Here is a 26,865-nt window from a genome sequence, read left to right as displayed (position 1 = left end):
CTGTCTGCTTCGTTTTCTTCACCGCGTCAGCAGCGAAGAACCGAACTATACGCCTCACAACAAAACCAGTCAACACCTTTCTCGAAATTATTTTCAGAAATTTAACCACCACCCTGTTTTAACAGGGTTTTTATTTTATAAAAAACTCCAACAACCTTCCTACGCTATCCATACATACAAAAAACACAAAACAAAGGCCGTCTGAATTGCTCTTTCAGACGGCCTTTTTTATGATTTCTATTTATCCAATGCGTTGAAGGACAATTTCTAGGACGAATTTGCTGCCTACATAGGCCAAAATCAGACTGACAAATCCGACAATAGTCCAAACTGCGGCTTTTTTACCGCGCCATGCGGTCATGCTGTGCTTCAACAATAATGCGCCATAAATCAGCCACGACATAATACTGAAGATGGTTTTATGCGTGAAGGTCATCGGCTTGCCGAAAACGGTTTCTGCAAAAAACGTACCGCTGATAACTGAATAGGTCAATAAGACGAATCCTGCCCACATACCTTGGAACATGAGTTTTTCCAAACTCAATAATGGCGGCAAGAAGCTGACCAATGCGGAAAAACGGCGTTTGTGCAGATTGCGGTCGAGCAAAAGGATCAGAATGGCAAATAAGGTAACGATGCCAAATAGTCCGTATGCAAGCAATGATGATGCAATGTGTGACAGTGGCAATAAATCTACGATTTGGCGGCCTGAAAAATTACCCGGGAAAAGGAAACCCAACAATAAGGTCAATGCGGCACAGGGATACAATAAGAGCTGCACCCCGCGCAGACAGTAAAAGAAGCTGCCCAGGCAGTACATCATCAACATCAGCCAAACTATCAGACTGAGCGAATAACCAAAACCGGTAATCAATACCCTATCCTGCAATACCGGGAACATCAATGCTGCACCATGTACCAATAATGCGCCGCTCAAAATCAGCAACTCGGTTTTCAGCGGGTAAGACTTATTATTGTGCTTTTTATGTTGCACCCAGGAAAATGCGCCCAATCCAGCATACACCAGCATAAGGCAGATTAAGACAATCGGCATAAATATCTTTCTCAATAGACGTGTGAACACTAAATGGGCAGCCGGCAGGGTTTCAGACGGCCTTGCTGTGCGTGTTTGTGTTCTTGAAGCATAACTTCGGACTATCGTGTAAAATAATCCGAATTTTATTTTAACAAAGAATGCCCTGTATTGGGCAGCTATTCTCATTATCAAGGATAAGTATGTTAGACAACCTGACCAACCGCTTCAGCAAGGTACTTAAAAATATTCGCGGCCAATCAACGCTGACCGAAGACAATATTAAAGAAGCCTTGCGCGAGGTTCGTCTTGCCCTGCTGGAAGCCGACGTTGCATTGCCCGTCGTTAAAGAATTCGTCAACACAGTCAAAGAACAGGCCCTTGGCCAAGAAGTCGTCGGCAGCCTGACGCCTGACCAAGCCTTTATCGGCGTGGTCAACCAAGCCTTAGTCGAACTGATGGGCAAGGAAAACAAAACGCTGGATTTATCGGTTTCACCGCCTGCCATCGTTTTGATGGCTGGTTTGCAGGGTGCCGGTAAGACAACAACTGTCGGCAAACTCGCCCGCCTGCTGAAAAACGATCAGAAGAAAAAAGTTTTGGTGGTATCTGCCGACGTTTACCGCCCTGCCGCGATTGAACAGCTGCGCCTGTTGGCCGAACAGGTCGGCGTGGACTTTTTCCCATCCGATACCAACCAAAAACCGGTTGAGATTGCGACTGCCGCCGTCGATTACGCCAAAAAACATTTTTACGATGTCTTGATGGTCGATACCGCCGGCCGTTTGGCAATCGATGAAGAGATGATGAACGAAATCAAAGCGCTTCATGCGGCGGTCAACCCGGTTGAGACTTTGTTCGTTATCGATGCCATGTTGGGTCAGGATGCGGTGAACACTGCTCAGGCATTTAATGAAGCTCTGCCGCTGACCGGTGTCGTATTAACCAAGATGGACGGCGACTCGCGCGGCGGTGCGGCATTGTCCGTACGCCATGTAACCGGCAAACCGATTAAATTTATCGGTGTCGGCGAGAAAATCAACGGCCTCGAACCTTTCCACCCCGACCGTCTTGCCAGCCGTATTCTCGGCATGGGCGACGTATTAACCCTGATTGAAGACGTTCAAAAAGGTATTGATGAAGAAGCCGCCGCCAAAATGGCGAAAAAACTGCAAAAAGGCAAAGGCTTCGACCTCAATGACTTTAAAGAACAAATCCAACAGATGCGCAATATGGGCGGCTTGGAAAACCTGATGTCGAAAATGCCGGGCGAACTGGGTCAAATATCGAAACAAATCCCCGAAGGTACAGCTGAAAAAGCGATGGGCAAAGTAGAAGCCATCATCAACTCGATGACTCCAAAAGAACGCGCCAACCCTGCCCTGCTCAAAGCCAGCCGCAAACGCCGTATTGCAATGGGTGCAGGCACGACCGTGCAGGAAGTAAACAAATTGCTCAAACAGTTTGAACAAATGCAACAAATGATGAAGATGTTCAGCGGCAACGGCTTGGGCAAACTGATGCGCTTGGCCAAAGGCATGAAGGGAATGAAAGGAATGTTCCCGGGTTTGTAAACCGATTTGACAGAAAACGCCGTCTGAAAAGTTTCAGACGGCGTTTTTGTTTTTACTCTAGCAAGAATTACTATTCACATATAACTATGAAATCTATTCCTTTTAAGGATTTTCATAGCGTACCGATGCCTCTTCCAACATTTCCCATTGGCCACCACTACCATGGTAGGTTTCGGCACCAAGCCTGAAAACGGCATTGCAGTGCGTACATTGAAAATAATGTACCACGAAATCGTTCCAACCATATATGTCACGATTCCCCTGAGAATCAATATGGGTAATGTAACCACTATTGGCGATGGTTTTAGCAAAATCAAGGCTGGGACCATAAACTTTGTCGTAGGCTGGGGTAATGTCGATGAGCGTGCCGTCTGCTAAACGATCAGAGGCTCGCAGTAACATTTGCGATAATTCTTTCGGAACCCTGATACGAACGGTAGGTCGCAGGTCAGAACAGTAATCACACATTGTTTGGATCTTTCAGCATAGTAAAGGAAAACAAAGTGGAAGGAGCACGAAATCCTTACTCATTCAATCCTCAACTTATTGCGGCTTTTTCTGCTCTTCGCGTACTTTGTCCACCAACTGGTCAATCGTGGTCATGCCGGACTGCCAGTCTTTAAATTCAACTTGGTATTTGCCGCCGACGATAACGGTCGGTGTGCCGCTGATTTGGAATTTATTGGTCAATTCTTCCATTTGAGCCGCACGCGCTTGGCTTTCGGGCGCTTCAAATGCAGCCAATACTTTTTTGCCGTCAAACGCGGTTTGCTCGGACAGCCATTTTTTCAGGGTATCGGTATCGGCCAAGTTGATTTTTTGGTTAACCATCGCATCGAAAATATGGCTGTTGGCCTTATCTGATTCGCCGGCCATTTCCACTGCGGCCGCCAAACGTGCCAAAGGTTTCATTTCGTCACCCCACACGACATGCTCGCGACGCAGGTAGGTATCGTCTTTAAACGTTTTGGTGTGTTCGCTCAAAACCGGCTCCAAATGGGCGCAATGCGGGCAGAAGTAGCCGAAGAATTCCAATACTTCAACTTTGCCGGCCTGTTGTTGCGGAATAGGCGTAGACAATACAGTGTAGTTCACGCCTTCGGTCAATGGGGCTGGTGCTGCCGGAGCGGATGCGCTGCTTTGGGCGCTGTCTGCCGGAACGCTGGTTTCAGCCTGTTTGCCGCAAGCGGCCAATGCCAACAGGGTCAATGAAGTCAAAGCTAAGGTTTTCAGTTTCATAGGTATCTCTTTACATTCAAATCAATGTGCGGATTTTATGGCATTTTGTTGAAGGCGTGTTCAATTTGAGTGAAAAAATGTGTTTAGTTTTATTTCAGCCTTTATAAAGGCCGTCTGAAATATGACTTAGATAATTAGCCTTATTTTCAGACGGCCTTTGCCTGATTTCATCAGAAACGATAATTTACCCGGGCAGTATAGCCGCGCGGATTACCCGGCATAGAATCCGAACGCCAATATTTTTGATTGAGAAGATTGGCAGCGGCAAAGGTAACGTTAACATTTTTATGGTTCCAGCCGAGCATGGCATCAACTCGGGCAAAGCCTGGAAGCGTAGTCACTTCTTTGCTTCTTGAGTCGTAACCGTAGCGTTTGCCTGTACCGGTTACGCCGATTTCGCCATAGAGGTTTTCGGTTGGTGTGTAACGGAAAAACAGGTTGCCGGTAACGTTGCTGATGTTGTCCAAATGGATGCCCACGCGGTTGGGATTTTCCTTGTCCTCAACCACTTTCGCCTGCATCACGCCCAACGAACCGCGCAGATAGAGTTTTTTGGGGATGATTTGCCCGATGGCGGACAATTCCACGCCGCGCGAACGGTATTTACCGCCGACTGCCCAAGTGTAGGGATCATTTTGCGCGTCGGGGCGGTAGCGGATATTGAAGCGTTCGATTTGGTAGGCAGACAACGTAGTGCTGAGGAAGTCGTCCAGCCAACTGCTTTTCACGCCGGTTTCGTATTGGCGGGTGCACTCGGGGTCGGCGTTGAACACGGCGGCAGATGACGTGTCGATACTCAAATAGCCGCCGCGTCCGCCATAAGGCGCGAAGCCTTTGTTATACGAGGCGTAAAGTGTGTGGACTGGGTTGATGTTCCACACTGCGCCGATGTTGGGGCTGAACGAATGGCCGCTGTATTGGCGGTGGCTGCCGGTGAGTTTGTTTTCGGAATTAAAGGTATATTTGTCGTAACGGCCGCCGAGGACGAATTTCAAATCGGGCGTAGCGGAGAAGATATTTTGACGAAGATGCCGTAGGAGTCGGCTTTGTGGCGGTTTTGGGTCAGAATAGGCTGCAATCTGCCCGAAGCCGGCCAGCTTGCGCGGTCGTATGGATCGATGGAAGCGGAAAAGGCGCGGCTGTAACCTAAGTTCGGGTTGCGGTGTTCGCGGCTGTAATCCATGCCTACGGTCAGGTGGTTTTCAAAACGGCCGATGTTGTAGTCGCCGTTAAGCGTGAAGTTAGACGATAGGGTTTTGTTGTCGGTCTGCTGCCAAGCGTAGTTGCGTTTGATTCGGCTGCCGTTTTCGCTGCCTGCATAGAAATGGTCGAAATCCTGCGCTGCCGTGCGATGGGCGAGCTGCCATTGGGCGCGCCATTTGTCGTTGAAGGCGTATTCGAGGTCGGAACGCCAAACTTGCAGTTTGTCTTTGACAAAATCGTTCGGGTGGGCGAACCCCATGCGGTAAGGCAGTCCGAAGCGGTCGTACACGGACTTGGTCGGGCTGCGGTCGGGCGTGCGCTCCACATTGTCGTAGGTGTATTGCCCCGTCCATTTCAAGCCGTTGTCGAGTTTGACGGTAATGCTGGGCGAAACCATGACGTTTTTGCTGTCTATGCCGCTGCGGAACGAATTGGCGCGCCCGACTTCGCCGGTGAGGCGGATGGCGACGTTTTTGTTCAGCACTTCGTTAATGTCCATATTCAGGCTGCGGTTTGCCCACGAGCCATAAACCGCACCGATGTTGCGGCTTTGTTTGAAGTTGGCGTATTTGCTGACCATGTTGATGACGCCGCCGCCGTTGGTACGCCCGTAAAGCACGGAAGACGGGCCTTTCAGGATTTCCACGCGCTCGATGTTGGCGGTGCTGCGGCGCACCTGCCCGCTTTCGCGCACGCCGTCACGGTAAATATCGGATGCGTCGGCTTGAAAGCCGCGCAGGAAAATGCTTTCGCCGCGCATATCGTAGGCAGCGTCGATGCCGGCGTTGCCTTCAAGGATAGAACTCAAATCATTCGTGCCGTAATTTTTGTTTTTCTGGATATTGAGCGTATCGACGGTTTGCGGCGTTTCTTTAATGAGCTGTCCGTTGCGGGTAACGGCAGCTTCGTCGTAATTGATGTAGCCTTTGAGTACGCTGGTATCGGACTGTCCGACCACAGAAACAGTGGGCAAAGTAGCGGTGTAATGTTCACCATTGCCCTGCGTATCGGCGGCAGCAACAGGGAAGGAAGCGATAATCAGCGTGGGTAATAAAGCCAAATGAAATGGTATTTGCATTTTTATACTCAATTTAACAAAACAGCCGAATTATATTGCCTCGGATAATAAATGAGAATAGTTTTTTTTAATTATATTTAACATGATAGTTGTAAACAAAGGCCGTCTGAAACACATATCAGTTTCAGACGGCCTTTGTTTATTAATAGACACTTCAAACTACTTACTCAACAGCATTTCCTGCATCAGCTTCATGCCCCATTGCCAGCCACCGAGTGCACCGTTCAACTGGCCGGAATGCGGCGATTGAAGCAGGCGTGCATGCCAGCGGTCAGCCTGTTCTTGCGCCCAACCGCGTGGCGTGCCGTTTGTTTCGGCGATAACCAGCGCTGTACGGCAAGGGCAGCGGACACGCTGGAACGTATGGATTTCATCCTCGGGAAAAGCTTCTGGACGCGGCGAGACCAAAATAATATTGGTCAGGCGTTTTTGTGTCATGATGTCGGCTTGATACAACCATGCTAAAAATGCGGACACGCCGGCACCATGAGCCACGACGGCAATATTTCTGCTGACGATATGCTCGAAGGCCGTCTGAATGGCGTGTTGCCATTCGGAAATGGTTTGTCGCCCATCAGCTTCGGCAGTTTGAACAATCGGATAGCTGACCGCCCAGCGATCTATCCACATTTCCGCTTCATCCTCATCGCGTATCAGAAACAGTGCCATTTCTTCGAGTTCGAAGCTCTGCATTTCAGACTGCCTATTTGAGCAAGTCATTGAGTGTAAATGCAATCAGCAATGCGGCAGGCACGCTGAGGATGGCACAAGTCGCCAGACAAAGTACGATGTTGGCAATCAGCCGCCAGCCCTTCCAAGCAAAGCATTTGGCCGCAATCAGCAGGCAAGGCAGGGAAAACAGCAACCATACCAACGCCCAAGTCGGATTGGCCTTGGTCGGCGCAACCCAGCCGGACATCCGCGCCAGCATAAACACCGCCCACACCAGCATAGGCAATACAAATGCCGCCACAACCCACGCCGCGCCTACGCCGGTTTTGCCGTTTATATTCCAATCATATTTACCAAAAACCTTATTCGGCAACATAGTCATACTCCACAACTAAAGGGGCGTGATCCGAGAATTTTTCGTCTTTATAAACATGTGCGGAAACGGCTTTGGCGGCCAACTCCGGCGTAACCATCTGATAATCGATACGCCACCCGACATCTTTCGCATACGCTTGTCCGCGGTTGCTCCACCAGGTATAGCCCGGCACATCGGGATAAAGTGTGCGCCACATATCCGTCCAACCGAGCTTGTGGATGACTTTGCCTATCCATTCGCGCTCTTCAGGCAAGAAGCCCGAATTTTTCTGATTGCCCTTCCAGTTTTTCAAGTCGATGTTTTGGTGGGCAATGTTCCAGTCGCCGCAGACGACGATGTCGCGCCCTTCGTTTTTCATGGCTTCGAGCATGGGATAGAACGCGTCCAAAAAGCGGTATTTCACTTGTTGGCGCTCTTCCGCGCTGCTGCCGCTGGGCAGATACAGCGAAATTACCGACAACTTGCCGAAATCGCAACGGACAAAACGGCCTTCCCTGTCAAATTCTTCAATGCCCATGCCGATTTGCACATTGTCGGGTTTGCGTTTGCTGTACACCGCCACGCCGCTGTACCCGCGCTTTTCGGCGCAATGCCAGTAGCCGTGCATACCGTGCGGATTTTTCATATCGTCTGACAGGTCGGCCTCTTGAGCTTTCAGTTCCTGCACGCAGACGATATCGGCACCGGAAGCGGCGATGTATTCATAAAAACCTTTTTTATAGGCGGAGCGGATGCCGTTGACGTTGGCAGAGATAATTTTCAACATAAGATTTGAGTAATTTTTAAAAACGGATAATAGGATTGAAGTTTTTCAGACGGCCTGCAAGTCATAAACAAATACTTTGGAATTGCGGCCGTTGGCATTGTATTCCTGCCGGCGTTCGGCAGGCAGGTCATCGGCTGAGGCCGTCTGAAAGCCCCGTTCGACAAACCATTCGCCCGTATGCGTGGATAAGGCGAAAAGCGTTTTGATATTTAAGGCGCGTGCTTTTTGAAACAGATGTTCCAACAGCAATTCGCCGTATCCGCCATCGCGCGCTTCGGGCGACACCACCAGACAGGCCAATTCGCCGCAGTCCGGTTCGGAAAAGGTTTTCAACGCCACACAGCCGTAAATGTTTTGATCATGTTCCAATACAGAAAAACTGGAAATATGGTTTTCCAAATACTCGCGGCTGCGGTGTAACAAGATTCCTTGTTCCTCCAGCGGGCGGATTAAGGCAATGATGTGCGGAATGTCGTCGCTGCGTGCCTGACGGATGGAAACAAACGGCTCACGCGCAATAGATGTACCGCTGCCCTCGCGGGTAAACAGCTCGCGCAACAGGCTGCCGTCTTCACGGCCGTTGAGAATCTGCACCCGCGATACGCCGTTTTCCAACGCGCCTACCGCCGCATGCAGCAAATCGGCCGGCGCATCGGGATTGTCGTGTATCAGCTCCTGCACTTCGCCGACAGACAAAGTATTAGCTAACGAGCCGTCGGAGCGGCGGATACCGGCTTCTTCGGTCAAGAAAACCAGTTTCTCCGCCTGCAAAGCCATGGCCACTTCCTGAGCAGTTTCGCACATACTCAGATTGAAGGTTTTACCGCTGTACGAATGTCCCAAAGGGCTGATAAGCACCACCGCGCCGCCATCCAAACGCAAACGGATTTCTTCCGCGTCGATTTTGCGGACGGTGCCGGTATAGCCCATGTCCACACCGTCGATAACGCCCAACGGACGGGCGGTAATAAAGTTGCCGCACGCGATAACCGGCAGCTTACTCCGTTGCGGCGCGGATACGCTGCTGAACAAAGCTGCTTCCACATCGCTGCGGATAATCCCCGCCACCTGCTTCACTTCCATCAAAGTTGCTTCATCGGTAATCCGTCGGCTGCCGCTGTATTTCGGAACAAAATCCCGACCCGAAGCCAATTTGTCGAGCAAATGCCGCGAACCGTGCACCAAGACCAAACGCAAACCCAAGCTGGCCAACAGATTCAAATCTGCGGCCAAACGAATCAGGGTTTCGCCTTCCAACAGGCTGTCGGTCACGCCGACCACCATGGTTTTGCCGCGCAAATATTGGATATAGGGCGCGGCCTCACGAAAGCTGGCGACAAAATGGGCGATGGCACTCATAGCAGGGCAAGATAAAAGAGTTGCATAATCAAAACCGTCAGAGCAATCAACGATGCCAAAGTCCAGTTGAAACCGTCCTTACGCGTTTTGACCGCCGCCTGCTCTTCCGCCTTAGGCTCTTCCTTAAGCGCGCTGTTGAGCAAATCAGAAATTTCTTTGCGCGAGAGTTTGGAATGTTTGAGGATTTGCGCACCGATATTATGCACGAGGCGCACATCCGTTACCGCCACAGGCAGATGGGCCGGATCGGCCGGCAGGTTGCCCGACAGATAATCCTTGGCCTTAAACATCCCCGAACAACGCGTGCAGACCACGAAACCCTGCGCCACGTTCAACTGGGCATCTTTCACCCAATGCGGTGTTTTACAATGAGGACAAGAACAAGCAGGCATGAGTATTTTCCGTAAGTGTATTGAATCAAAAATATATTTTAGCCAATGTTTCAGGCCGTCTGAAAACTGTTTCAGACGACCTGAGCATGATGTTATGGTTTAAACCGCGCCGTAACGTTCGCGATAAGCTTTGACCGGCTCGAAGAAGCCGCCAAATTCGGCATTGTTTTGCAAGAGCGTAAACAAATCGTTCAAGTTGGCAATCGAAACCACCGGCAGGCCGTATTGTTTTTCCACTTCCTGCACCGCCGACAATTCGCCCGTGCCTTTTTCCATACGGTCGAGCGCAATGGCCACTGCGGCTGGCGTTGCGCCTTCGGCCTCAATCAGTTTGACCGACTCACGCACGGATGTACCGGCGGAAATCACATCATCGATAATCAGCACGCGGCCTTTCAAAGGCGCACCCACCAACACGCCGCCCTCGCCGTGGTCTTTGGCTTCTTTGCGGTTGTAGGCAAACGGTACGTTTACGCCTTTTTCCGCCAACATCATCGCTGTTGCCGCTGCCAAAATAATGCCTTTATAGGCTGGGCCGAACAGCATATCGAACTTCACGCCGCTGGCAATAATTGCCTCGGCGTAAAACTTCGCCAGCTGCAAAGTCGATGCGCCGTCATTGAACAAACCGGCATTGAAAAAATAAGGCGACTGACGGCCGGCCTTAGTTGTAAATTCGCCGAATTTCAACACGTTTTGTGCCAAAGCGAATTTGAGGAAGTCTTGACGGAAATCGGACATTTGGGTTCTCCCGAAAGATGTTGATTTATCAAAGAAACGATTATAAAGGATTCATGCGGAAAAATCAGGCCGTCTGAAAGCAGGTTCAGCCCCGCTTTAAACCGACTTGCCCTATTCCCTTTCAAACCGATAAGGCGGCATTGCCTTCTTATCCTAGCAATCAAAACGGATTATTCCCGATGATACGGATGGTTGTGCAAAATTGAAACGGCGCGATAAAGCTGCTCGGTCAATAAAACGCGTACCATGCCGTGCGGCAAAGTCAGGCTGGAAAGGCGCATCATCATGTTTGCCTGCTGTTTCAAACGGTCGGTCATGCCGTCTGCGCCGCCGATAATAAAGCAGACGTGTTCGCCGTTTTGCTGCCAGCCTTTCAAATGTTGTGCCAATTCGACCGAAGTCGGCGCTTTGCCGCGCTCGTCCAATACCACCAAAAACGCGCCCTGCGGTATGGCTTCCAACAGGCGTTTTTCTTCAGCCGCCATGCCCTGAGTCGCATTCACACCCGCGCCGCGTTTCTCTGGCTTGATTTCTTTCAGCGCATAATTGACATCGCGCCCGAAGCGTTTGGCGTACTCGCCGACGGCTTCATCCACCCAACGCGGCATTTTCGTGCCGACAGCCAAGACGGTGATATTCATGGAGTATCCTTTTGTTCTCGAATTGTCGGTTGGAAATTATGGTCAAGCAAGTTCTTAACCTGTTCAAACCATGGGAACTGCCCGCGCAACCGACTGAAAATAAAAGGCCGTCTGAAAGCCGAATGTATCCCGTTCGGCTGTTTCAGACGGCCTTTCAATGATTAGCAGTGAACCAGTGTACCTTCGTTTTCGCCGGTTACCACGCGTTTGAGCGAGCCTTCTTTAGCAATGCCGAATACCACGATATTGAGTTTGCGTTCGCGGCAGAGGGCGAAAGCGGTGGCATCCATCACTTTGAGGTTTTTCAACAAGGCTTCGTCAAAAGTAATGGTTTCGTAACGTGTTGCAGATGGGTCTTTTTTCGGATCTGCGGTGTACACGCCGTCAACGTTGGTGGCTTTGAGCATCACGTCGCAGTTCATTTCCGCACCGCGCAATGCGGCGGCAGTGTCGGTCGTGAAGAATGGGTTACCGGTACCGGCGGCGAAAATCACAACTTTGCCTTCTTCCAAATATTGAATGGCTTTAGGACGGGCGTAAGTTTCAGCGATTTGCTGCATGGAAAGTGCGGATTGTACGCGCGCTTTGATGCCTAAAGTTTCAAATGCGTCTTTGAGTGCCAACGCGTTCATCACGGTTGCCATCATGCCCATGTAGTCGGCAGTGGCGCGGTCCATGCTGCCTGCTTGTGCAGATACGCCGCGGAAAATGTTACCGCCGCCGACAACAATACCGACTTGCACGCCCATTTTAACGACTTCGGCAATTTCGCCGACAGTTTGAACGATGGTATCGTGATTGATGCCGAACGGATCGGAACCCATCAGGGATTCGCCGGAGAGTTTCAGTAATACGCGTTTGTATTTGATTTGTTGTGTCATGGGATACCTTGCTTTCTTGAATGTCGTCGGTCGGAGTTGGGCCGTCTGAATTTCAAACGGTCGGATTACAATGATATGGTGTGTCGTTCTATTATTGTTTTGTTTTCAGACGGCCTGAATATTCGGCCGTCTTAAAATAGGTACCGTAAACGGTTTTCTCAAAAAAAAGCACCCTGATTCGTTTGGAATCTAGGTGCTTTCTTTTTCATAAGTGCCTTACACTTTAGCAGCGGCAGCAACTTCAGCTGCGTAGTCAACAACGGCTTTCTCGATACCGTCGCCTACTTTGTAGCGTACGAAGCTAACCACTTCAGTGCCGTTTTCTTTAGCGAATTGGGCAACGGTTTGGTCAGGGTTCATTACGAATGCTTGGCCGTTCAGAGTGATTTCAGCCAAGAATTTGCGGATACGGCCTTCAACCATTTTAGCGGCGATGTCGGCAGGTTTGCCGGAAGCGATAGCTTGTTCGGTGTAGATGTGGCGTTCTTTTTCAACAGTTTCAGCATCTACTTCGGCTTCGCTTACGCATTGTGGTTTAGCGGCAACGATGTGCATACCGATTTTACGTGCTACGTCTTCAGAGCCTTTGAACTCAACCAATACGCCTTCGGTAGCCAAAGCACCGTGGATGTAGGCAACCAGTTGGTTGGCAGTGTCGATCACTTGGAAGCGGCGAACAGACATGTTCTCGCCCAATTTGGCGATGATGGCTTTGCGTTCTGCTTCAACCAGTTCGCTCAGTTCTTCAACGGTAGCCGGTTTTTTCTCGGCAGCAGTTTTAGCAACGAAGTTGGCGAACTCTACGAAGCCGGCGTCTTTAGCAACGAAGTCGGTTTCGCAGTTTACTTCAACCAATGCACCGACATTGCCGTTGATCGCGTAAGCCAATACGCCTTCGGCAGCAGTACGGCCAGCCAGTTTACCGGCTTTCGCACCAGATTTAATACGCAGGATTTCTTCGGCTTTGTCGAAGTTGCCTTCAGCTTCAACCAAGGCTTTTTTGCATTCCATCATGCCCAGGCCGGTAGCGGCGCGCAGGTCGGCAACCATTTTTGCAGTAATTTCTGCCATTTTGAATCTCCTAGATTTTTGGGAACACGGCCATTGCCGTGTTTGGAAATAGTGGCCGTCTGAAACGGATTTCAGGACGGGATTTGAGAAAAGGGGCATAACGCCCCTCTTCTGTGTACCGAATTACTCGGCAGCAGCTTCTTGGGCAGCGGCTACAGTTTCTTGCAGCGCTTGGTTTTTGCCTTCCAAAACTGCGTCAGCGATGCCGCGGCAGTACAGGCGGATAGCTTTAGCGGAGTCATCGTTACCAGGGATAACGTATTTCACGCCGTCAGGGCTGTTGTTGGTATCGACTACAGCGATAACAGGGATGCCCAATTTTTCAGCTTCAACCAGAGTACCTTTTTGGTAGCCAGTATCGATAACGAAAATCGCGTCAGGCAGGCCTTTCATGTTTTTGATACCGCCCAAAGAACGTTCCAGTTTTTCAACGTCTCGTTGCATTTCCAGAATTTCTTTTTTGTTGAAACCGCCTTCAGCAGCGTTTTCCAGGGCAGCAGTTTTTTCTTCCAGGCGTTTGATGGATTGCTTAACGGTTTTGTAGTTAGTCAGCATACCACCCAACCAGCGGTAATCAACGAAAGGCATACCGGCACGGGTAGCTTCTTCGCGGATGATGTCGCGGGCTTGGCGTTTGGTACCTACGAACAATACTGTACCTTTGTTGGCAACCAGACGACGTACGGCTTCTTGCGCCTCTTGGAACATCGGCAGGGTTTTTTCCAAGTTTACGATATGGATTTTGTTGCGCGCACCGAAAATGTATTGAGCCATTTTCGGGTTCCAGAAACGGGTTTGGTGACCGAAGTGAACACCGGCTTCAATCATCTGACGCATAGTAATTTGAGACATGTTATTTCCTTGAAAGGGTTAAAGAGCACACATTCAATCGCATAGAACTTGATAGGCGGCGCCTATTGTCAAGCACCCTTCGGCGAAAGTGGGCATAAGTTTTAAAAAATAAAAGAGTGTTTCCGAAATCGGAAACTGACGGATTATAGCGGATAAGGGGCCGTCTGAAAAGGGATTTTATACCTTCCCGTCCTGTTTTTCATCCGCCTGTACCGCCTTTTGGCGGGCCGCTTCAAACTCCGCCTGCTCCTGCCGTTTCATCAGGCGGTTGCGGCGGCGGATGGTTACGACGAAGACCGTGAACACGGTGGGCAACACTGCCCAAAAAACCAAATAAATCAACGCGCGCGCAATACTCGGCTGCGCGGCGGAAAACATCACGGCAACAAAAAGATAGCCGATGACGATAATGTGCCACATCGTGTGCGTCCTGTTTGAATGTTAACAAAATCGTTATAATCGCAACATTCTACCGCAATCCCGAAAGGCCGTCTGAAAATGAGGAATCCCGAAAAATCGGCACTACGCAAACAGTTCCGCCGCGCACGCGCCCAAATGAGCGCCGACGAGCGAAACGCCGCCATCGAAACCATCAACCGCCTGCTCAAGCCCTACATCAAAAAAGGACGGAAAATCGGCGTGTATTGGCCGATGGGCAAGGAATTGCGATTGGACGGATTTGTCCGTGCCGCACAAAAACGCGGCGCAAAACTCTACCTGCCCTATATCGAACCGAACACGCGGCGGATGTGGTTCACCCCCTACCCTGCCGACGGTGCCAAACAAGAACGCAAACGCGGCCGCGCTAAATTGCATGTCCCCCAATTTACCGGCAAAAAAATCCGCGTCCACCAACTCAGCCTGCTGATTGTCCCCATCGTCGGCATCGACAAACGCGGCTACCGCCTCGGACAAGCCGGCGGCTATTACGACGCCACCCTCTCCGCCATGAAATACCGCCTACAAACCCAAACCCTGGGCGTAGGCTTTGGCTGCCAACTGACCGACACCCTGCCGACCGAACCCCACGACCTACCGCTGGACGGGTTTGTATCGGAGTCGGGCGTGCTGATGTTCAAACATCATTAATCAATAGCTTTCAGACGACCTCAGAGATGCCGTCCGTTAAGACACTATAAAAGGTCGTCTGAAAACTCAAACCATCAAATACAAAGGAAACCCCCATGACTGATTTCTCATCCACTCCCGTTTTATCCTTCGATCGCGTCCGTCTCGAACCTTTAACAACGGCACACGAAGCCGGTTTGCGCGAAGCAGTTTGCGACGGCGAAGTTTGGAAGCTGAACGTAACCACCGCGCCCGAACCCCACCAAGTAGCTGACTATATCCGCACCGCCATACAAACCCGCCTCGCCTTTGCCGTCATCGACGAAGACACGGGAAAAATTGTCGGCTCGACTTCGCTTTACCACATCGACCCCGCCATCCCACGCCTCTACATCGGTTTCACATGGTATGCCCTGTCGGCACAGCGCACGCACATCAATACCGCCTGCAAAATCATGTTGCTCGACTACGTTTTCGACACTTTAAACTGCCGTTGCGCCTGCTGGCAGACCGACAACCTCAACACCGCCTCCCAACGCGCCATCGAACGCTTGGGCGCACACCAAGACGGCATCTTGCGCTGCCACAAGCTGCGGAAAGACGGCAGCGTGCGCGATACGGTTGAATACAGCCTGCTGCGTGAGGAATGGCCGCAGGCAAGGGTAAAACTGCTCGAAAAAGCGGCAGCTTATGACGCGTCCTGAAAAAACGTTTTCTTCTTCATTTTTTCATCAGAACACGCCCATCTTGCTGACAATCAGAACTCTTTAAAAAATTAACGAAATAAGGTGCAACACCGTCAATCCCCTGATAAATAAAGGCCGTCTGAAAGTTTCAGACGGCCTTTTTTCGGATTAAACCTTACTTGGCATCTTTAAATCCGCGTTTCAAATGCACCATCAGCAACGCCACCGCTGCTGGGGTTACGCCGGAAATTCGGCTGGCTTGTCCGACGGTTTCGGGTTTGTGTTGGTTGAGCTTTTGCTGCACTTCGGCGGATAAGCCTTTGACTTTGCTGTAATCAATGTTTTCAGGTAGCCTCAATGTTTCCAAATCGCGGCGGCTGTCGATTTCTTCGTTTTGGCGGTCGATATAGCCTTGGTATTTGACTTGGATTTCCACTTGCTCAATCACGTTTTCAGGCAGCCTGCACTCGGGTTGTGCGCCTTCGAGCGTCATCAGTGCGGCGTAGTCGAGGTTCGGGCGGCGCAGGAGGTCGTGCAGGTTGGCTTCGCGGCTGAGTTTTTGGCCGAATACGCGCAGTTGCTCTTCTTCGGCGAGTTTTTGCGGCGTGTACCACGTTGTTTTCAAACGTTGGATTTCGCGTTCGATGGCTTCGCGTTTTTCGTTGAACATGCGCCATTGTTCTTCGCCCACCAAGCCGATTTTGTAGCCGTCTTCGGTCAGGCGCATGTCGGCGTTGTCTTCCCTGAGTTGCAGGCGGTATTCGGCGCGGCTGGTGAACATTCGGTAAGGTTCGTTCACGCCTTTGGTGATGAGGTCGTCCACCAATACGCCGAGATAGGCTTGTTCGCGGCGCAGCAGGAGCGGGTCTTGTTCGCGGACGTATTGCACGGCATTCGCGCCTGCGAGCAGGCCTTGCGCGGCGGCTTCTTCGTAGCCGGTCGTGCCGTTGATTTGTCCGGCGAAAAAGAGGCCTTGGATGGTTTTGGTTTCGAGGCTGGCTTTGAGGTTGCGCGGATCGAAATAGTCGTATTCGATGGCGTAGCCGGGGCGCAGGATATGGGCGTTTTCCAAACCTTTCATGCTGCGCACGAGGGCGATTTGGATGTCGAACGGCAGGCTGGTGGAGATACCGTTTGGATAGTATTCGTGCGTGGTCAGGCCTTCGGGTTCGAGGAAAATCTGGTGGCTGTCTTTGTCGGCAAAGCGGTTGATTTTGTCTTCGATAGACGGACAATAACGCGGACCGACGCCTTCGATTTTGCCGGTAAACATCGGGCTGCGGTCGAAGCCTGAGCGGATGATGTCGTGGGTTTGCGTGTTGGTATGCGTAATCCAGCAGGACACTTGGCGCGGGTGCATATCGGCGCTGCCGCGTACAGACATTACAGGAATGGGTGTGTCGCCGGGCTGTTCGATCAGTTGGGAGAAGTCAATCGTGCGTCCGTCAATACGCGGCGGCGTGCCGGTTTTCAGACGGCCTTGCGGCAGGTTCAATTCGCGCAAACGGCCGCCCAAGGATTTGGCGGCTGGATCGCCGGCGCGGCCGCCTTCGTAGTTTTCCAAACCGATGTGGATTTTGCCGGACAAAAACGTGCCTGCGGTCAACACGACGGCGCGTGCTTTAAACTCCACGCCCATCGCGGTAACCACGCCGCTGATGCGTTCGCCATCAAGCGTTACGTCTTCGACGGCTTGTTGGAAAAGGTCGAGGTTTTCTTGGTTTTCCAACATTTCGCGGATGGCGGCTTTATATAGGATGCGATCGGCCTGCGCGCGCGTGGCTCGCACTGCCGCGCCTTTGCTGGCGTTCAAGCGGCGGAACTGGATACCGGATTTGTCGGTGGCCAACGCCATTGCACCGCCCAATGCGTCGAGTTCGCGCACGAGGTGGCCTTTGCCGATACCGCCGATGGAGGGGTTGCACGACATTTGGCCGAGGGTTTCGATGTTGTGTGAGAGCAGCAGGGTTTGCGCACCCATGCGTGCGGCGGCAAGCGCGGCTTCGGTACCGGCATGGCCGCCACCGACGACAATCACGTCGTAGGTTTTGGGGTAAATCATGTAAGTCATGTTTATGTGTTCTGTAAAGGTTTCAGACGGCCTTTTGTTGATCAGGCCGTCTGAAAAGTGGAATCAAATCTTAAAAAACCAAGCTTAAAAGGTATAGCCTGTTTCCAATTCGTCATCGCCGACCAATTCGACCAGCAACGCATAGAGCGGCGCCAAATCGTTGTAACGGCGCGATACGCGGCGCAAGTAGTTCAAGAAGCGCGGGATTTCAGGGCGGTATTTGTCTTTGCCGTCGCGGTAGTACAGGCGGGCAAAAATACCGGCTACTTTCAAATGGCGTTGTACACCCATCCATTCAAACCAGCGGTAGAACTCGTCAAACTCGGCAGGTACAGGTAACTCAGCAGCGCGTGCTTTTTCCCAATAACGGATGACCAAGTCCAATACAAATTCTTCTTCCCATTCGATAAACGCATCACGCAGCAGCGACACCAAATCATAGGAAATCGGGCCGTAAAGCGCGTCTTGGAAGTCCAACACGCCCGGACGACCTTTTGCCAGCATCAGATTGCGGACGATAAAGTCGCGGTGGACATACACTTTAGGCTGCGCCAACAGAGGCGGCAACAGCGTGTCGACGGTTTGCTGCCACAACTGACGTTGCTTGAAAGTCAGCTCGCGACCCAATTCTTTGGCCACAAACCATTCGGGGAACAAGTTAATCTCGCGCAGCATGACTTCGCGGTCGTATTCCGGCAGTTTGCCGGGTTGGCTGGCTTTTTGCAGTTCGATCAGTTCGTCGATGGCTTCGAGCAGCAGGGCTTTGTGGGCGGTTTCGCTGTTTTCCTGATTCATGGCGGTCAGGAATGTGGTATTGCCCAAATCGTTCAACACCATAAAGCCCAACGCTTCATCCACATGAAGCACTTGCGGCACGTTGACCATGTTAAACAGTTTTTGCACTTTCAAATACGGCGCAACACTCATCTTCTCAGGAGGCGCGTCCATACAGATAACGGTCTGGCCGTCTGAAAACGTCGCACGGAAATAGCGGCGGAAGTCGGCATCGGCTGCCGCAAAGCTCAATTCAAACGGCTGGTTCGGGTAAACAGACTCCAGCCAGTTTTGTAATTCGGTTTGTCGTTGCATAGCGGTATCGCAGAATTTCAGGTTACAATAACCGCTATTCTAACTGGCAAACCGATTTAAGGGGCGATTTTGGCTCGTTTATTTTCACTCAAACCCTTGGTACTCGCCTTAATTATGGGCTTTGGCGCAACAGCCGTGCGCGCGGAAGATGCTTCTGTTCCGCAGGCGGAAGACTATACCCCTGCCCACGCCGCCGAATCCAAACCGGCAAAAACCAGCCAAAGCGAAGCCGATCCGCTTTCCTTGGGCAGCACTTGCCTATTTTGCGACCACGAAGATGCCAAGCCGGCCGAAACCGCCGAAATCAAACGCAGCGGCGAGCCAGCCCTGCCTGCCGATTACACCCGCATCAACGCCGATAAAATAGAAGGCCAGACCCAAGTCGGCGTCCGTGCCGAAGGCGACGTCATTGTCGAGCGCAATGCCGATGTTCTCAACGCCGATTGGGCGCAATACGACCAAGCCACCGATACCGTTACCGCCGGCGACCGCTTTACTCTGTATCAAAACGGTTCGACCGTAACCGGTGATCAATTGGTTTACAACCTCAAAGATCAAACCGGTTCCGGCACTGCCGTACGCCTTAATACCGAACAAGGCGGCCGCCGCCTTCAAAGTGTCAGCGAAAAAGCCGAACTCAAAGGCAAAGGCCTCTACAAACTCATCAATACTAAATTCAACACCTGTTCGCCCGGCGATGCCAGCTGGTATATCCAAGCACAAAGCATTGAAGCCGATGAATCGACAGGCATCGGCGTGGCCAAACACGCTTCGCTCGTATTCGGCGGCGTCCCCGTCCTCTACACGCCTTGGGCGGACTTCCCCATCAACGGCAACCGCAAAAGCGGCCTGCTCGTTCCGACCATTGCCACAGGTTCAGACGGCCTTGAGCTGAGCCTACCCTACTACTTCAACCTTGCGCCGAATTTGGATGCCACTTTCCGTCCGGGCATTATCAGCAAACGCGGCGTGCAACTGGGCGGCCAAGTCCGTTATCTGCAACCGAATTACAGCGGCGAAGTCGATGGCGACTGGATGCCGAACGACCAAAAAAGCGTCCACAACAACCGCTATCAGTTCAAATGGAAACACCAGCAGCAGCTGAACAGCAAAATCAGTGGCGGCATCAACTACAACCAAGTTTCCGACGACGATTACTACCGCGACTTCTATGGCCGCGAAGACATCGCGCGCAACGTCAACCTTGACCGTCAGGCATGGCTCAATTACAGCGACAAACTGCTAGGCGGCAGCTTCGACGGCTCGTTGCGCGTACAAAAATATCAAACGCTGGCCAACCAAGACGGTTATAAAGACGAACCTTATGCCATCATGCCCCGTCTGACCGGCCGTTGGCAAAGCCATATCGGCAAGGCTCAACTCAACGTGTTCGGCCAATTCACCCGCTTTGACCACGACACCAAGCAAGACGGCAGCCGCGTGGTACTCTACCCAAGCGTCAAATGGGACTTCCACAACCAATGGGGCTACATCCGACCTAAAGTCGGCGTACATGCCACTTATTACAGCCTCAACAGCTTCAACGGTCAAAGCGGCCGCAATGTCAGCCGCGTCCTGCCGATTATCAACGTCGACAGCGGCCTGACTTTCGAGCGCAGGGCCCGGCTCTTCGGCGGAGAATACCTGCAAACGCTTGAACCGCGCATGTTTTACAACTACATTCCGACCAAGTCCCAAAACGACCTGCCTAATTTCGACAGCTCCGAAAACAGCTTTACCTATTCGCAGCTGTTCCGCGAAAACCTGTATTCGGGCAACGATCGCATCAATTCGGCCAACAGCCTGACGCTGGCTACACAAAGCCGTATCCTCAACCCCAACACCGGTGCGGAACTCTTCCGTGCAGGTATCGGCCAGAAGTTTTATTTCAAAAAAGACAACGTCCTGCCTGACGGCAACGTCAGCAATTATCCGCGCAGCCAATCCGACTGGGTAGCCTTTGCACACGGCAACCTTACTCCGAGCACCCGCATTGATTTGGATATCCACTACAACCAAAACCTAAGCCGTGCCGAAAGCTACGCCGCTGGGATTACCTACAACCCCGAGCCCGGCAAAGTCTTAAGCGCGCGCTACAAATATGGACGCAACGAGCGCATTTATCTGCAAGCCAACGGCGACTATTTCTACGACAGACTCAGTCAAATCGACCTTGTCGCCCAATGGCCGTTGAGTAAAAACCTGTACGCCGTCGCCCGTTACAACTACGAAATCGAAGCCAAAAAACCGCTGGAAATGCTCATCGGTGCAGAATACAAAAGCAACTGCGGCTGCTGGAGCGCAAGCTTGGTCGGCCAACGCTATGTTACCGGCGAAAACAGCCACAAAAACGCCGTATTCTTCAACCTCCAACTCAAAGACTTGAGCAATATCGGCAACAACCCATTCGAAAAACTCCGCTTAGCCATCCCCGGTTACAGCAAAACCAACGAGGTAGTCAAACAATGAACTTCAAACCCCTGATTCTCGTCGCCGCACTCACTCTCGCAGCAGGCGCACACGCCGCTCCTAAAGCCAAAGCGACCAAAGCGCGTACCAACAAAACTCCAGTCGTCAGCGCCACTACCATGCCTGCCATACAAAGCGGCGTACATCTTTCAGACGGCATTGCCGCGGTTGTCGACAACGAAGTCATTACCCACCGCCAAGTAGCGCAAGCCGTAGCGCAAGCGCGTCAAACCATGCCGAAAGGCACACAAATGGACGCCAACGAGCTGCGCCAACAGGTTTTGGCCCAAATGATCAACCAATCCCTGATCCTCCAAGCCGGCAAACGCCGCAACATCCAAGCGACCGATAGCGAAATCGAAGCCGTCATCGCGCACAACCCCAACATCAAAAATCCGTCTGCCGCCGTCCGTCAAGACATCGCCGACAGCATTATTGTTGAAAAAGTGCGCCAACAGGCCATCATGCAAAACAGCCGTGTGAGCGACTCCGAAGTGGCACGCTACATCGAGCAGGCCAAACAACAAGGCATCACCCTGCCCGAAGCCGACCCCGTGCGCCAATATCATGCCCAACACATCCTCATTAAAGCCGACAACGACAATGCCGCCGTCGGCGCAGAAAGCACCATCCGCAAAATCTACTCACAAGCCCGCAGCGGCGCAGATTTCGGCGGTTTGGCACGCCAATACTCGCAAGACAGCAGCGCCGGCAACGGCGGCGACTTGGGCTGGTTTGCCGACGGCATGATGGTTGCCCCATTTGAAGAAGCCGTCCACAAACTCAAACCCGGCCAAATCAGCGCCCCTGTCCGCACCCAATTCGGCTGGCACATCATCAAGCTGAACGACGTCCGCGAAGCAGGTACGCCTGAAGAGCGCCAACAAAACGCCGTCCGCCAATACCTGTCCCAACAAAAAGCGCAACAGGCGACCACCAACCTCCTGCGCGAACTGCACAGCAGCTCCTACGTTGACGTACGCTAATTGCGCGTATTGTTAAAAAGACAGGAATCCGTACAATAAGGCCGTCTGAAATCCATTGTTCAGACGGCCTTTTTTCCCTTTACTTAAGCAACCCTTTGATTAAAGCACCCCATCATGCCCATCCGCCCCAACTGGCAAACCGCCACCCTGCTGCAAGCCGAAGAAACCTCCATTACCTCTACCCACACCGGCCGCACCTACCGCATTCAAGCCGCGGCACTCGGCGAACGTCCGGCAGGCGGCTATCCCGTGCTGTATATTCTTGACGGGGATGCCTTTTTCCCCGCCATCCTCAATATGGCGCAATCCCTGCTCATCAACCCCATCACCAAAAGCCATGCTGCCTGTCTGATTGTCGGCATCGGCTACACCGGCGGCACCATCCGCGACTTAAGCCAACGCGCACTCGACTACACGCCGCCTCTGCCCGACAACGCGCCCGAATCCGAACGCAAACAATACGGCCAAGCCGACCGCTTCAGCCGCTTTATCGATGACGAACTCTCCGCCCTGCTCGACAGCAAATACCGCATCGATGCCCAAAACCAAGCCGTCTTCGGCCATTCGTTCGGCGCCTTGTACGGCCTCTATTCCCTGTTCACCCGTCCCGAACGATTCCGCCATTATTTACTGGTTTCACCGTCTATCTGGTGGCAAGACCGCCGCGTACTCGATTGGCTGCCCGACGCTTTGCCGCAAGGAATCGGCATCCGCCTTGGCGCAGGCGAACATGAAGGCAGAAACAACCGTCCCGACCAAACCAGCCGCGGCATGGTCGCACAAGCCAAAATCCTTGCCGGCACTTTGCACCACCTCGGCGCAGATGTCCGCTTTACCCTCTACCCCAACGCCAATCACGGCAACGCCCCGTTTTACGCCCTGACCGACTGCATCGAATATTTGCGCAGCGCATGGCAGCGTTGAAGCAGGTTTGCCAAACATTGAGGCCGTCTGAAACGCAAACTTAGAAGCGTATTGAACCTATTGGATCAATCTAAAATCCAATTATAAAAAGGCCGAGACCTTCGCAATAACATAGGTTGAGACCTTTGCAAAGGTCTCGGGGCATGAAAAAGGGAGAGGCTACCTGAAAAATAGATTTTCAGGTAGCCTCAAACCGGTTTGGCATGCATCCGAAACGGAAAATTTGAGCGGTTACATACCTTGGGTTGGTGGCAGTGTTATTTCAACTTGGCTACCAATTCGTCGAATTTTTGTTTGATGTCGGCCTTGAAGGCTTCCACTTTCTCTTTGCGTTCGGCTTTGCGCTGTTTTTTCCAAGCTTCGTGTGCCTGACGTGCCACTTCTTCCTGCGCTTCTATTGCTGCCAATACGTCCTGTTGGGCAACGGCTGCATCTTGCCGGAGAATAACGGTTTTGAAACGGTGGAAGAAAGCATCCAATACAGCCTCGTCGGATTCTTGCGCCAAAATAATGATTGCAGTACTGCCGTTATCCAGTTTTTTGGCTGTATTTTCCAGCAACGCCCCCTCTCCCAATGTTTGGGCAGTGCCTACATCACTGCCGATGAGTGCGCCAGTAGCTCCACCCAACAGAACACCGATAGGACCGCCGAGGATGCCGACCAGCGAACCAATGAGGCCGCCCGTCCATGTGCCTTCGACCGTATTGGCGGTAAAGTCGGTGCTTTCTGCTGGGATAATCAGACCATTTTCCTTTTTAACCAAAACGGCTTGTGCCACCAAAGCATCTGTTGTCTGCGAGTAAGCTTTCAATTCAGAAAAGGCTTGATAAGCTTCGCTGGAGATGTCGAATAAGGCAACGATGATGTTTTGTTTCATAAGTCCACTCCCGTAGATTGAAAGATTTAAGAACATACTAGTTGTATGCAGTGTCATTGTAAATTACAAGGGGGGGGGGGGGAGCAATGCGGCAAACAGAACTTTACCTATATAAAGCCTGTAGAACCGGCAAACGGATAACGAACAATACCCAGCCTTTTGCCTGTAGGAAATCGTCGCATTGTTCACACCACAAGTTGAGAAAAATAAGCCTGCAAGACCTCAAGCGTCGTCTGAAATCCGTTTCCACTCCAACGCTAAATCGTACAAGGTTTTTTTGCTTTCGCCGGTAATCTTGGCGGCAAGCTCGGCGGCTTGTTTGGTCGGCAACTCGGCCGCAAGGATTTTCATCGTGTTTTGCGCCGCTTCAGGCAAATCGCTGTGTTTCTCTTTCACGGCAGGATGCAACACCAGCACCATCTCGCCACGCGTTTGGTTGCCGTCGTTTTTAAGGGCGGCTTGGATTTCGGCAACCGTGCCGCTGAGGAAGGTTTCAAACGTTTTGGTGATTTCGCGCGCCAATGTCAAACGGCGCTCGGGGAACTGCGCGGCCATATCCGCAAGGCTTGCTTCGATACGGTGCGGCGTTTCAAACATCACAATCGGAAAATCGGCTTCCGCCCATTTGGCCAGCAGCTTTTGGCGTTCGCCGGCCTTAGGCGGCAGGAAACCGTTGAAGTAAAAATCGGATTCCGTCACACCGGCCACGCTCAATGCCCCCATGACCGCGCTTGCGCCGACCACAGGCACCACTTTAAATCCGGCTTCGCGCACGCGGGCGGCAAGTTTCGCACCGGGATCGCAAACCGCAGGCGTACCCGCATCCGAAACTTGGGCGACGCTCAGGCCGTCTGAAAGATGGGCGATGATTTTATCGGCCATTTGCTGCTCATTGTGTTCGCGCACGCTCACAAGTTTGCCCTGAATGCCGTACGCACTCAAAAGCTGGGCGGTAACACGGGTGTCCTCGGCGCAGATAATGTCGGCCTTTTGCAGAACGGCCAGCGCGCGCAACGTTATGTCGGCTAAATTGCCGATGGGTGTGGCGACAACGTATAATGTCTGTTTTTCGATGCTGTCGACGGCTTTTTGCAGGTGTTTTGTGTACATAGATTCAAGGCCGTCTGAAACGGCGTCTCTTTAAAAACAATGATTATATAACGGGTAAACTTTTCATGCGCTTAAACCACAAACAGGGGGCGGCGGCCGAAGATGCGGCGCTGGCATTCCTGCTGGGCAAAGGCTGCTCGCTGCTGGCGCGGAACTGGCATTGCGCCTACGGCGAAATCGATTTAATCGTCAAAAACGGCGGTACGATTGTGTTTGTTGAAGTAAAATACCGCAAAAACCGAGGTTTCGGTGGTGCCGCATACAGCATCTCGCCGTCCAAATTATTGAAATTGCAACGAAGTGTAGAGTATTATCTGCAAAAGCACGGGTTAAACCATGCGCCCTGCCGCCTGGATGCGGTACTGATTGAGGGCGACGGCCAACCCGAATGGATTCAAAATATTACAGGTTAACCTCATGACAACATTACAAGAACGCGTTTCCGCACATTTTGCCGAGAGCATCCGCGCCAAGCAGGAAGCTGAAAAAGTACTGGTCGAGCCGACCGTACAGGCCGCCGAGCTGATGCTGCAATGCCTGATGAACGACGGCAAAATCCTGGCCTGCGGCAACGGCGGTTCGGCTGCCGATGCGCAACACTTCGCCGCAGAAATGACCGGCCGTTTTGAAAAAGAACGCATGGAATTGGCCGCTGTCGCACTGACAACAGACACTTCCGCCCTGACCGCCATCGGCAACGACTACGGTTTCGACCATGTATTCAGCAAACAAGTGCGAGCACTCGGACGTGCAGGCGACGTATTGGTCGGCATCTCCACCTCCGGCAATTCCGCCAACGTCATCGAAGCCATCAAAGCCGCACACGAGCGCGACATGCACGTCATCGCCATGACCGGCCGCGACGGCGGAAAAATCGCCGCCATGCTCAAAGATACTGACGTTTTGCTCAACGTCCCTTATCCGCGCACTGCCCGCATTCAGGAAAACCATATTTTGCTGATTCACGCCATGTGCGACTGCATCGACTCCGTCCTGCTCGAAGGCATGTAATCCTTTCTTTTCAGACGGCCCATCCCTTAAAGGCCGTCTGAACACCCAACCGTCCATACCCAAGGAAAAAGGATATGAAGAATATCAAACGCTACGCCCTCCCCGTTCTGACTGCGACCCTCTTGAGCCTGAGTCTGAGCGGCTGCGTCGGCGCACTGATCGGCGGTGCAGCCGTCGGCACCAAATCCGCCGTCGACCGTCGCACCACCGGCGCGCAAACCGACGACAACGTTATGGCACTGCGCGTCGAAACCACCGCACGCTCCTACCTGCGCCAAAACAACCAAGTCCAAGGCTACAAGCCCAAACTGAACGTTGTCGGCTACAACCGCCACCTGCTCCTGCTCGGCCAAGTGGCTACCGAAGGCGAAAAACAATTTGTTGAACGCATCGCCCGCTCCGAACAAGCCGCAGAAGGCGTGTACAACTACATTACCGTTGCCTCACAAGCACGTTCGCTCGGTGATGTGACCAACGATACTTGGGGTACATCCAAAGTCCGCGCAACCCTGTTGGGCCTCAGCCCGGCCACCCAAGCACGCGTCAAAATCGTGACTTACGGCAACGTGACCTATGTGATGGGCATCCTTACGCCTGAAGAACAAGCCCGCGTGACCCAAAAAGTCAGCACGACCGTCGGCGTACAAAAAGTCGTGACCCTCTATCAAAACTACGTTGCCAACTGATTCACAGGC

At 52.1% G+C, this 26,865-nt stretch carries 27 protein-coding genes and 2 pseudogenes; 10 read left to right on the top strand and 19 right to left on the bottom strand.

From position 1 onward, the window contains the following. Positions 1-205, top strand: a pseudogene (locus tag ACTHS8_RS09015) (hypothetical protein); the annotation flags it as partial. 36 nt (positions 206-241) lie between these two features. On the opposite strand, the gene ACTHS8_RS09010 reads toward ACTHS8_RS09015, so the two are convergent. Next, a complete protein-coding gene (locus ACTHS8_RS09010; RefSeq protein WP_440373510.1) occupies positions 242-1,054 on the bottom strand; it encodes a cytochrome C assembly family protein in 813 nt (270 codons plus the stop codon). 182 nt (positions 1,055-1,236) lie between these two features. On the opposite strand from ACTHS8_RS09010, the gene ffh reads away from it, so the two are divergent. Then, the gene (gene ffh / locus ACTHS8_RS09005) at positions 1,237-2,607 is read left to right on the top strand and encodes a signal recognition particle protein (RefSeq protein WP_003684000.1); all 1,371 of its coding nucleotides are present in this window, start codon (positions 1,237-1,239) and stop codon (positions 2,605-2,607) included. Between the two features lie 102 nt (positions 2,608-2,709). Here the strand turns inward: ffh and ACTHS8_RS09000 are convergent, their stop codons facing one another. The 14 genes and pseudogenes from ACTHS8_RS09000 to ACTHS8_RS08935 form a co-directional block, all read right to left on the bottom strand. After that, positions 2,710-3,009 (bottom strand): hypothetical protein, encoded by a 300-nt coding sequence (locus ACTHS8_RS09000; protein ID WP_440373509.1) that lies wholly within the window; start codon positions 3,007-3,009, stop codon positions 2,710-2,712. 141 nt (positions 3,010-3,150) lie between these two features. Then, positions 3,151-3,846 (bottom strand): thiol:disulfide interchange protein DsbA/DsbL, encoded by a 696-nt coding sequence (locus tag ACTHS8_RS08995; RefSeq protein WP_254321154.1) that lies wholly within the window; start codon positions 3,844-3,846, stop codon positions 3,151-3,153. A gap of 170 nt (positions 3,847-4,016) precedes the next feature. Then, positions 4,017-6,127 (bottom strand): annotated as a pseudogene (locus ACTHS8_RS08990) (TonB-dependent receptor). 159 nt (positions 6,128-6,286) lie between these two features. Next, the gene (locus ACTHS8_RS08985) at positions 6,287-6,820 is read right to left on the bottom strand and encodes an alpha/beta hydrolase (RefSeq protein ID WP_440373508.1); all 534 of its coding nucleotides are present in this window, start codon (positions 6,818-6,820) and stop codon (positions 6,287-6,289) included. 10 nt (positions 6,821-6,830) lie between these two features. Continuing rightward, a complete protein-coding gene (locus ACTHS8_RS08980; protein ID WP_049330844.1) occupies positions 6,831-7,175 on the bottom strand; it encodes a hypothetical protein in 345 nt (114 codons plus the stop codon). Further along, entirely contained in the window at positions 7,162-7,941 is a 780-nt protein-coding gene (locus ACTHS8_RS08975; protein WP_003684015.1) for an exodeoxyribonuclease III, read from the bottom strand. The genes ACTHS8_RS08980 and ACTHS8_RS08975 overlap by 14 nt, the downstream gene beginning before the upstream one ends. Positions 7,942-7,986: 45 nt before the next feature. Continuing rightward, positions 7,987-9,300 carry an amino-acid N-acetyltransferase gene (gene argA / locus ACTHS8_RS08970; RefSeq protein WP_440373507.1) on the bottom strand — a complete coding sequence of 438 codons (1,314 nt, stop codon included), beginning with the start codon at positions 9,298-9,300 and terminating at the stop codon, positions 7,987-7,989. After that, the gene (locus ACTHS8_RS08965) at positions 9,297-9,692 is read right to left on the bottom strand and encodes an MJ0042-type zinc finger domain-containing protein (protein WP_039862294.1); all 396 of its coding nucleotides are present in this window, start codon (positions 9,690-9,692) and stop codon (positions 9,297-9,299) included. Before ACTHS8_RS08965 ends, argA begins: the two co-directional genes overlap by 4 nt. A 99-nt stretch (positions 9,693-9,791) precedes the next feature. Then, positions 9,792-10,433, bottom strand: coding sequence for an orotate phosphoribosyltransferase (gene pyrE, locus ACTHS8_RS08960; RefSeq protein WP_003682682.1), 642 nt, complete (start codon positions 10,431-10,433; stop codon positions 9,792-9,794). 170 nt (positions 10,434-10,603) lie between these two features. Beyond that, on the bottom strand, positions 10,604-11,074 hold the full coding sequence (gene rlmH / locus ACTHS8_RS08955; protein WP_440373506.1) for a 23S rRNA (pseudouridine(1915)-N(3))-methyltransferase RlmH: 471 nt from the start codon (positions 11,072-11,074) through the stop codon (positions 10,604-10,606). A 161-nt stretch (positions 11,075-11,235) separates the two neighbouring features. Then, positions 11,236-11,955 carry a UMP kinase gene (gene pyrH, locus ACTHS8_RS08950; RefSeq protein ID WP_002243681.1) on the bottom strand — a complete coding sequence of 240 codons (720 nt, stop codon included), beginning with the start codon at positions 11,953-11,955 and terminating at the stop codon, positions 11,236-11,238. 216 nt (positions 11,956-12,171) lie between these two features. Beyond that, positions 12,172-13,026 carry a translation elongation factor Ts gene (gene tsf, locus ACTHS8_RS08945; RefSeq protein WP_107724181.1) on the bottom strand — a complete coding sequence of 285 codons (855 nt, stop codon included), beginning with the start codon at positions 13,024-13,026 and terminating at the stop codon, positions 12,172-12,174. Between the two features lie 123 nt (positions 13,027-13,149). After that, entirely contained in the window at positions 13,150-13,878 is a 729-nt protein-coding gene (gene rpsB, locus ACTHS8_RS08940) for a 30S ribosomal protein S2 (RefSeq protein WP_002230071.1), read from the bottom strand. Positions 13,879-14,055: 177 nt separating this feature from the next. Beyond that, positions 14,056-14,298 (bottom strand): hypothetical protein, encoded by a 243-nt coding sequence (locus ACTHS8_RS08935; RefSeq protein ID WP_070695203.1) that lies wholly within the window; start codon positions 14,296-14,298, stop codon positions 14,056-14,058. 78 nt (positions 14,299-14,376) lie between these two features. Between ACTHS8_RS08935 and ACTHS8_RS08930 the strand changes: the two genes are divergently transcribed. Together ACTHS8_RS08930 and ACTHS8_RS08925 are read left to right on the top strand one after the other, a co-directional pair. After that, entirely contained in the window at positions 14,377-14,967 is a 591-nt protein-coding gene (locus ACTHS8_RS08930; RefSeq protein WP_440373505.1) for a 5-formyltetrahydrofolate cyclo-ligase, read from the top strand. A gap of 95 nt (positions 14,968-15,062) precedes the next feature. Then, positions 15,063-15,650 (top strand): GNAT family N-acetyltransferase, encoded by a 588-nt coding sequence (locus ACTHS8_RS08925; protein WP_250601559.1) that lies wholly within the window; start codon positions 15,063-15,065, stop codon positions 15,648-15,650. A 157-nt stretch (positions 15,651-15,807) separates the two neighbouring features. Here the strand turns inward: ACTHS8_RS08925 and mnmG are convergent, their stop codons facing one another. Together mnmG and amgK are read right to left on the bottom strand one after the other, a co-directional pair. Further along, entirely contained in the window at positions 15,808-17,703 is a 1,896-nt protein-coding gene (mnmG, locus tag ACTHS8_RS08920; RefSeq protein WP_440373504.1) for a tRNA uridine-5-carboxymethylaminomethyl(34) synthesis enzyme MnmG, read from the bottom strand. An 84-nt stretch (positions 17,704-17,787) separates the two neighbouring features. Further along, positions 17,788-18,792: an N-acetylmuramate/N-acetylglucosamine kinase AmgK gene (gene amgK / locus ACTHS8_RS08915; protein ID WP_003749406.1), complete on the bottom strand. Its 1,005-nt coding sequence runs from the start codon at positions 18,790-18,792 to the stop codon at positions 17,788-17,790. A gap of 69 nt (positions 18,793-18,861) precedes the next feature. On the opposite strand from amgK, the gene ACTHS8_RS08910 reads away from it, so the two are divergent. From ACTHS8_RS08910 to ACTHS8_RS08900, 3 genes are all read left to right on the top strand, one after another. Continuing rightward, the gene (locus ACTHS8_RS08910) at positions 18,862-21,261 is read left to right on the top strand and encodes an LPS-assembly protein LptD (RefSeq protein ID WP_440373503.1); all 2,400 of its coding nucleotides are present in this window, start codon (positions 18,862-18,864) and stop codon (positions 21,259-21,261) included. Beyond that, a complete protein-coding gene (locus ACTHS8_RS08905; protein ID WP_440373502.1) occupies positions 21,258-22,247 on the top strand; it encodes a peptidylprolyl isomerase in 990 nt (329 codons plus the stop codon). Before ACTHS8_RS08910 ends, ACTHS8_RS08905 begins: the two co-directional genes overlap by 4 nt. A 114-nt stretch (positions 22,248-22,361) precedes the next feature. Then, positions 22,362-23,171 (top strand): alpha/beta hydrolase, encoded by an 810-nt coding sequence (locus ACTHS8_RS08900; protein ID WP_440373501.1) that lies wholly within the window; start codon positions 22,362-22,364, stop codon positions 23,169-23,171. A 257-nt stretch (positions 23,172-23,428) separates the two neighbouring features. On the opposite strand, the gene ACTHS8_RS08895 is transcribed toward ACTHS8_RS08900, so the two are convergent. Next, positions 23,429-24,049: a DUF1269 domain-containing protein gene (locus ACTHS8_RS08895; protein WP_440373500.1), complete on the bottom strand. Its 621-nt coding sequence runs from the start codon at positions 24,047-24,049 to the stop codon at positions 23,429-23,431. Between the two features lie 222 nt (positions 24,050-24,271). After that, positions 24,272-25,159 (bottom strand): 16S rRNA (cytidine(1402)-2'-O)-methyltransferase, encoded by an 888-nt coding sequence (gene rsmI, locus ACTHS8_RS08890; RefSeq protein ID WP_070624695.1) that lies wholly within the window; start codon positions 25,157-25,159, stop codon positions 24,272-24,274. A 65-nt stretch (positions 25,160-25,224) separates the two neighbouring features. Between rsmI and ACTHS8_RS08885 the strand changes: the two genes are divergently transcribed. The 3 genes from ACTHS8_RS08885 to ACTHS8_RS08875 all read left to right on the top strand — a co-directional run bounded on the left by ACTHS8_RS08885 (position 25,225) and on the right by ACTHS8_RS08875 (position 26,856). Further along, on the top strand, positions 25,225-25,572 hold the full coding sequence (locus ACTHS8_RS08885) for a YraN family protein (protein ID WP_003680646.1): 348 nt from the start codon (positions 25,225-25,227) through the stop codon (positions 25,570-25,572). A gap of 4 nt (positions 25,573-25,576) precedes the next feature. Next, the gene (locus ACTHS8_RS08880) at positions 25,577-26,170 is read left to right on the top strand and encodes a phosphoheptose isomerase (RefSeq protein ID WP_003680645.1); all 594 of its coding nucleotides are present in this window, start codon (positions 25,577-25,579) and stop codon (positions 26,168-26,170) included. 74 nt (positions 26,171-26,244) lie between these two features. Further along, positions 26,245-26,856 carry a BON domain-containing protein gene (locus tag ACTHS8_RS08875; protein ID WP_150538015.1) on the top strand — a complete coding sequence of 204 codons (612 nt, stop codon included), beginning with the start codon at positions 26,245-26,247 and terminating at the stop codon, positions 26,854-26,856. Positions 26,857-26,865 lie beyond the last annotated feature (9 nt).

It is taken from the genome of Neisseria sp. P0016.S008, assembly GCF_051957775.1.
GTDB classification, from domain to species: Bacteria; Pseudomonadota; Gammaproteobacteria; order Burkholderiales; family Neisseriaceae; genus Neisseria; species Neisseria flavescens_B.
Note: the sequence above shows the minus strand (reverse complement) of the source record. Positions and strands in the feature narration are given on the sequence as shown.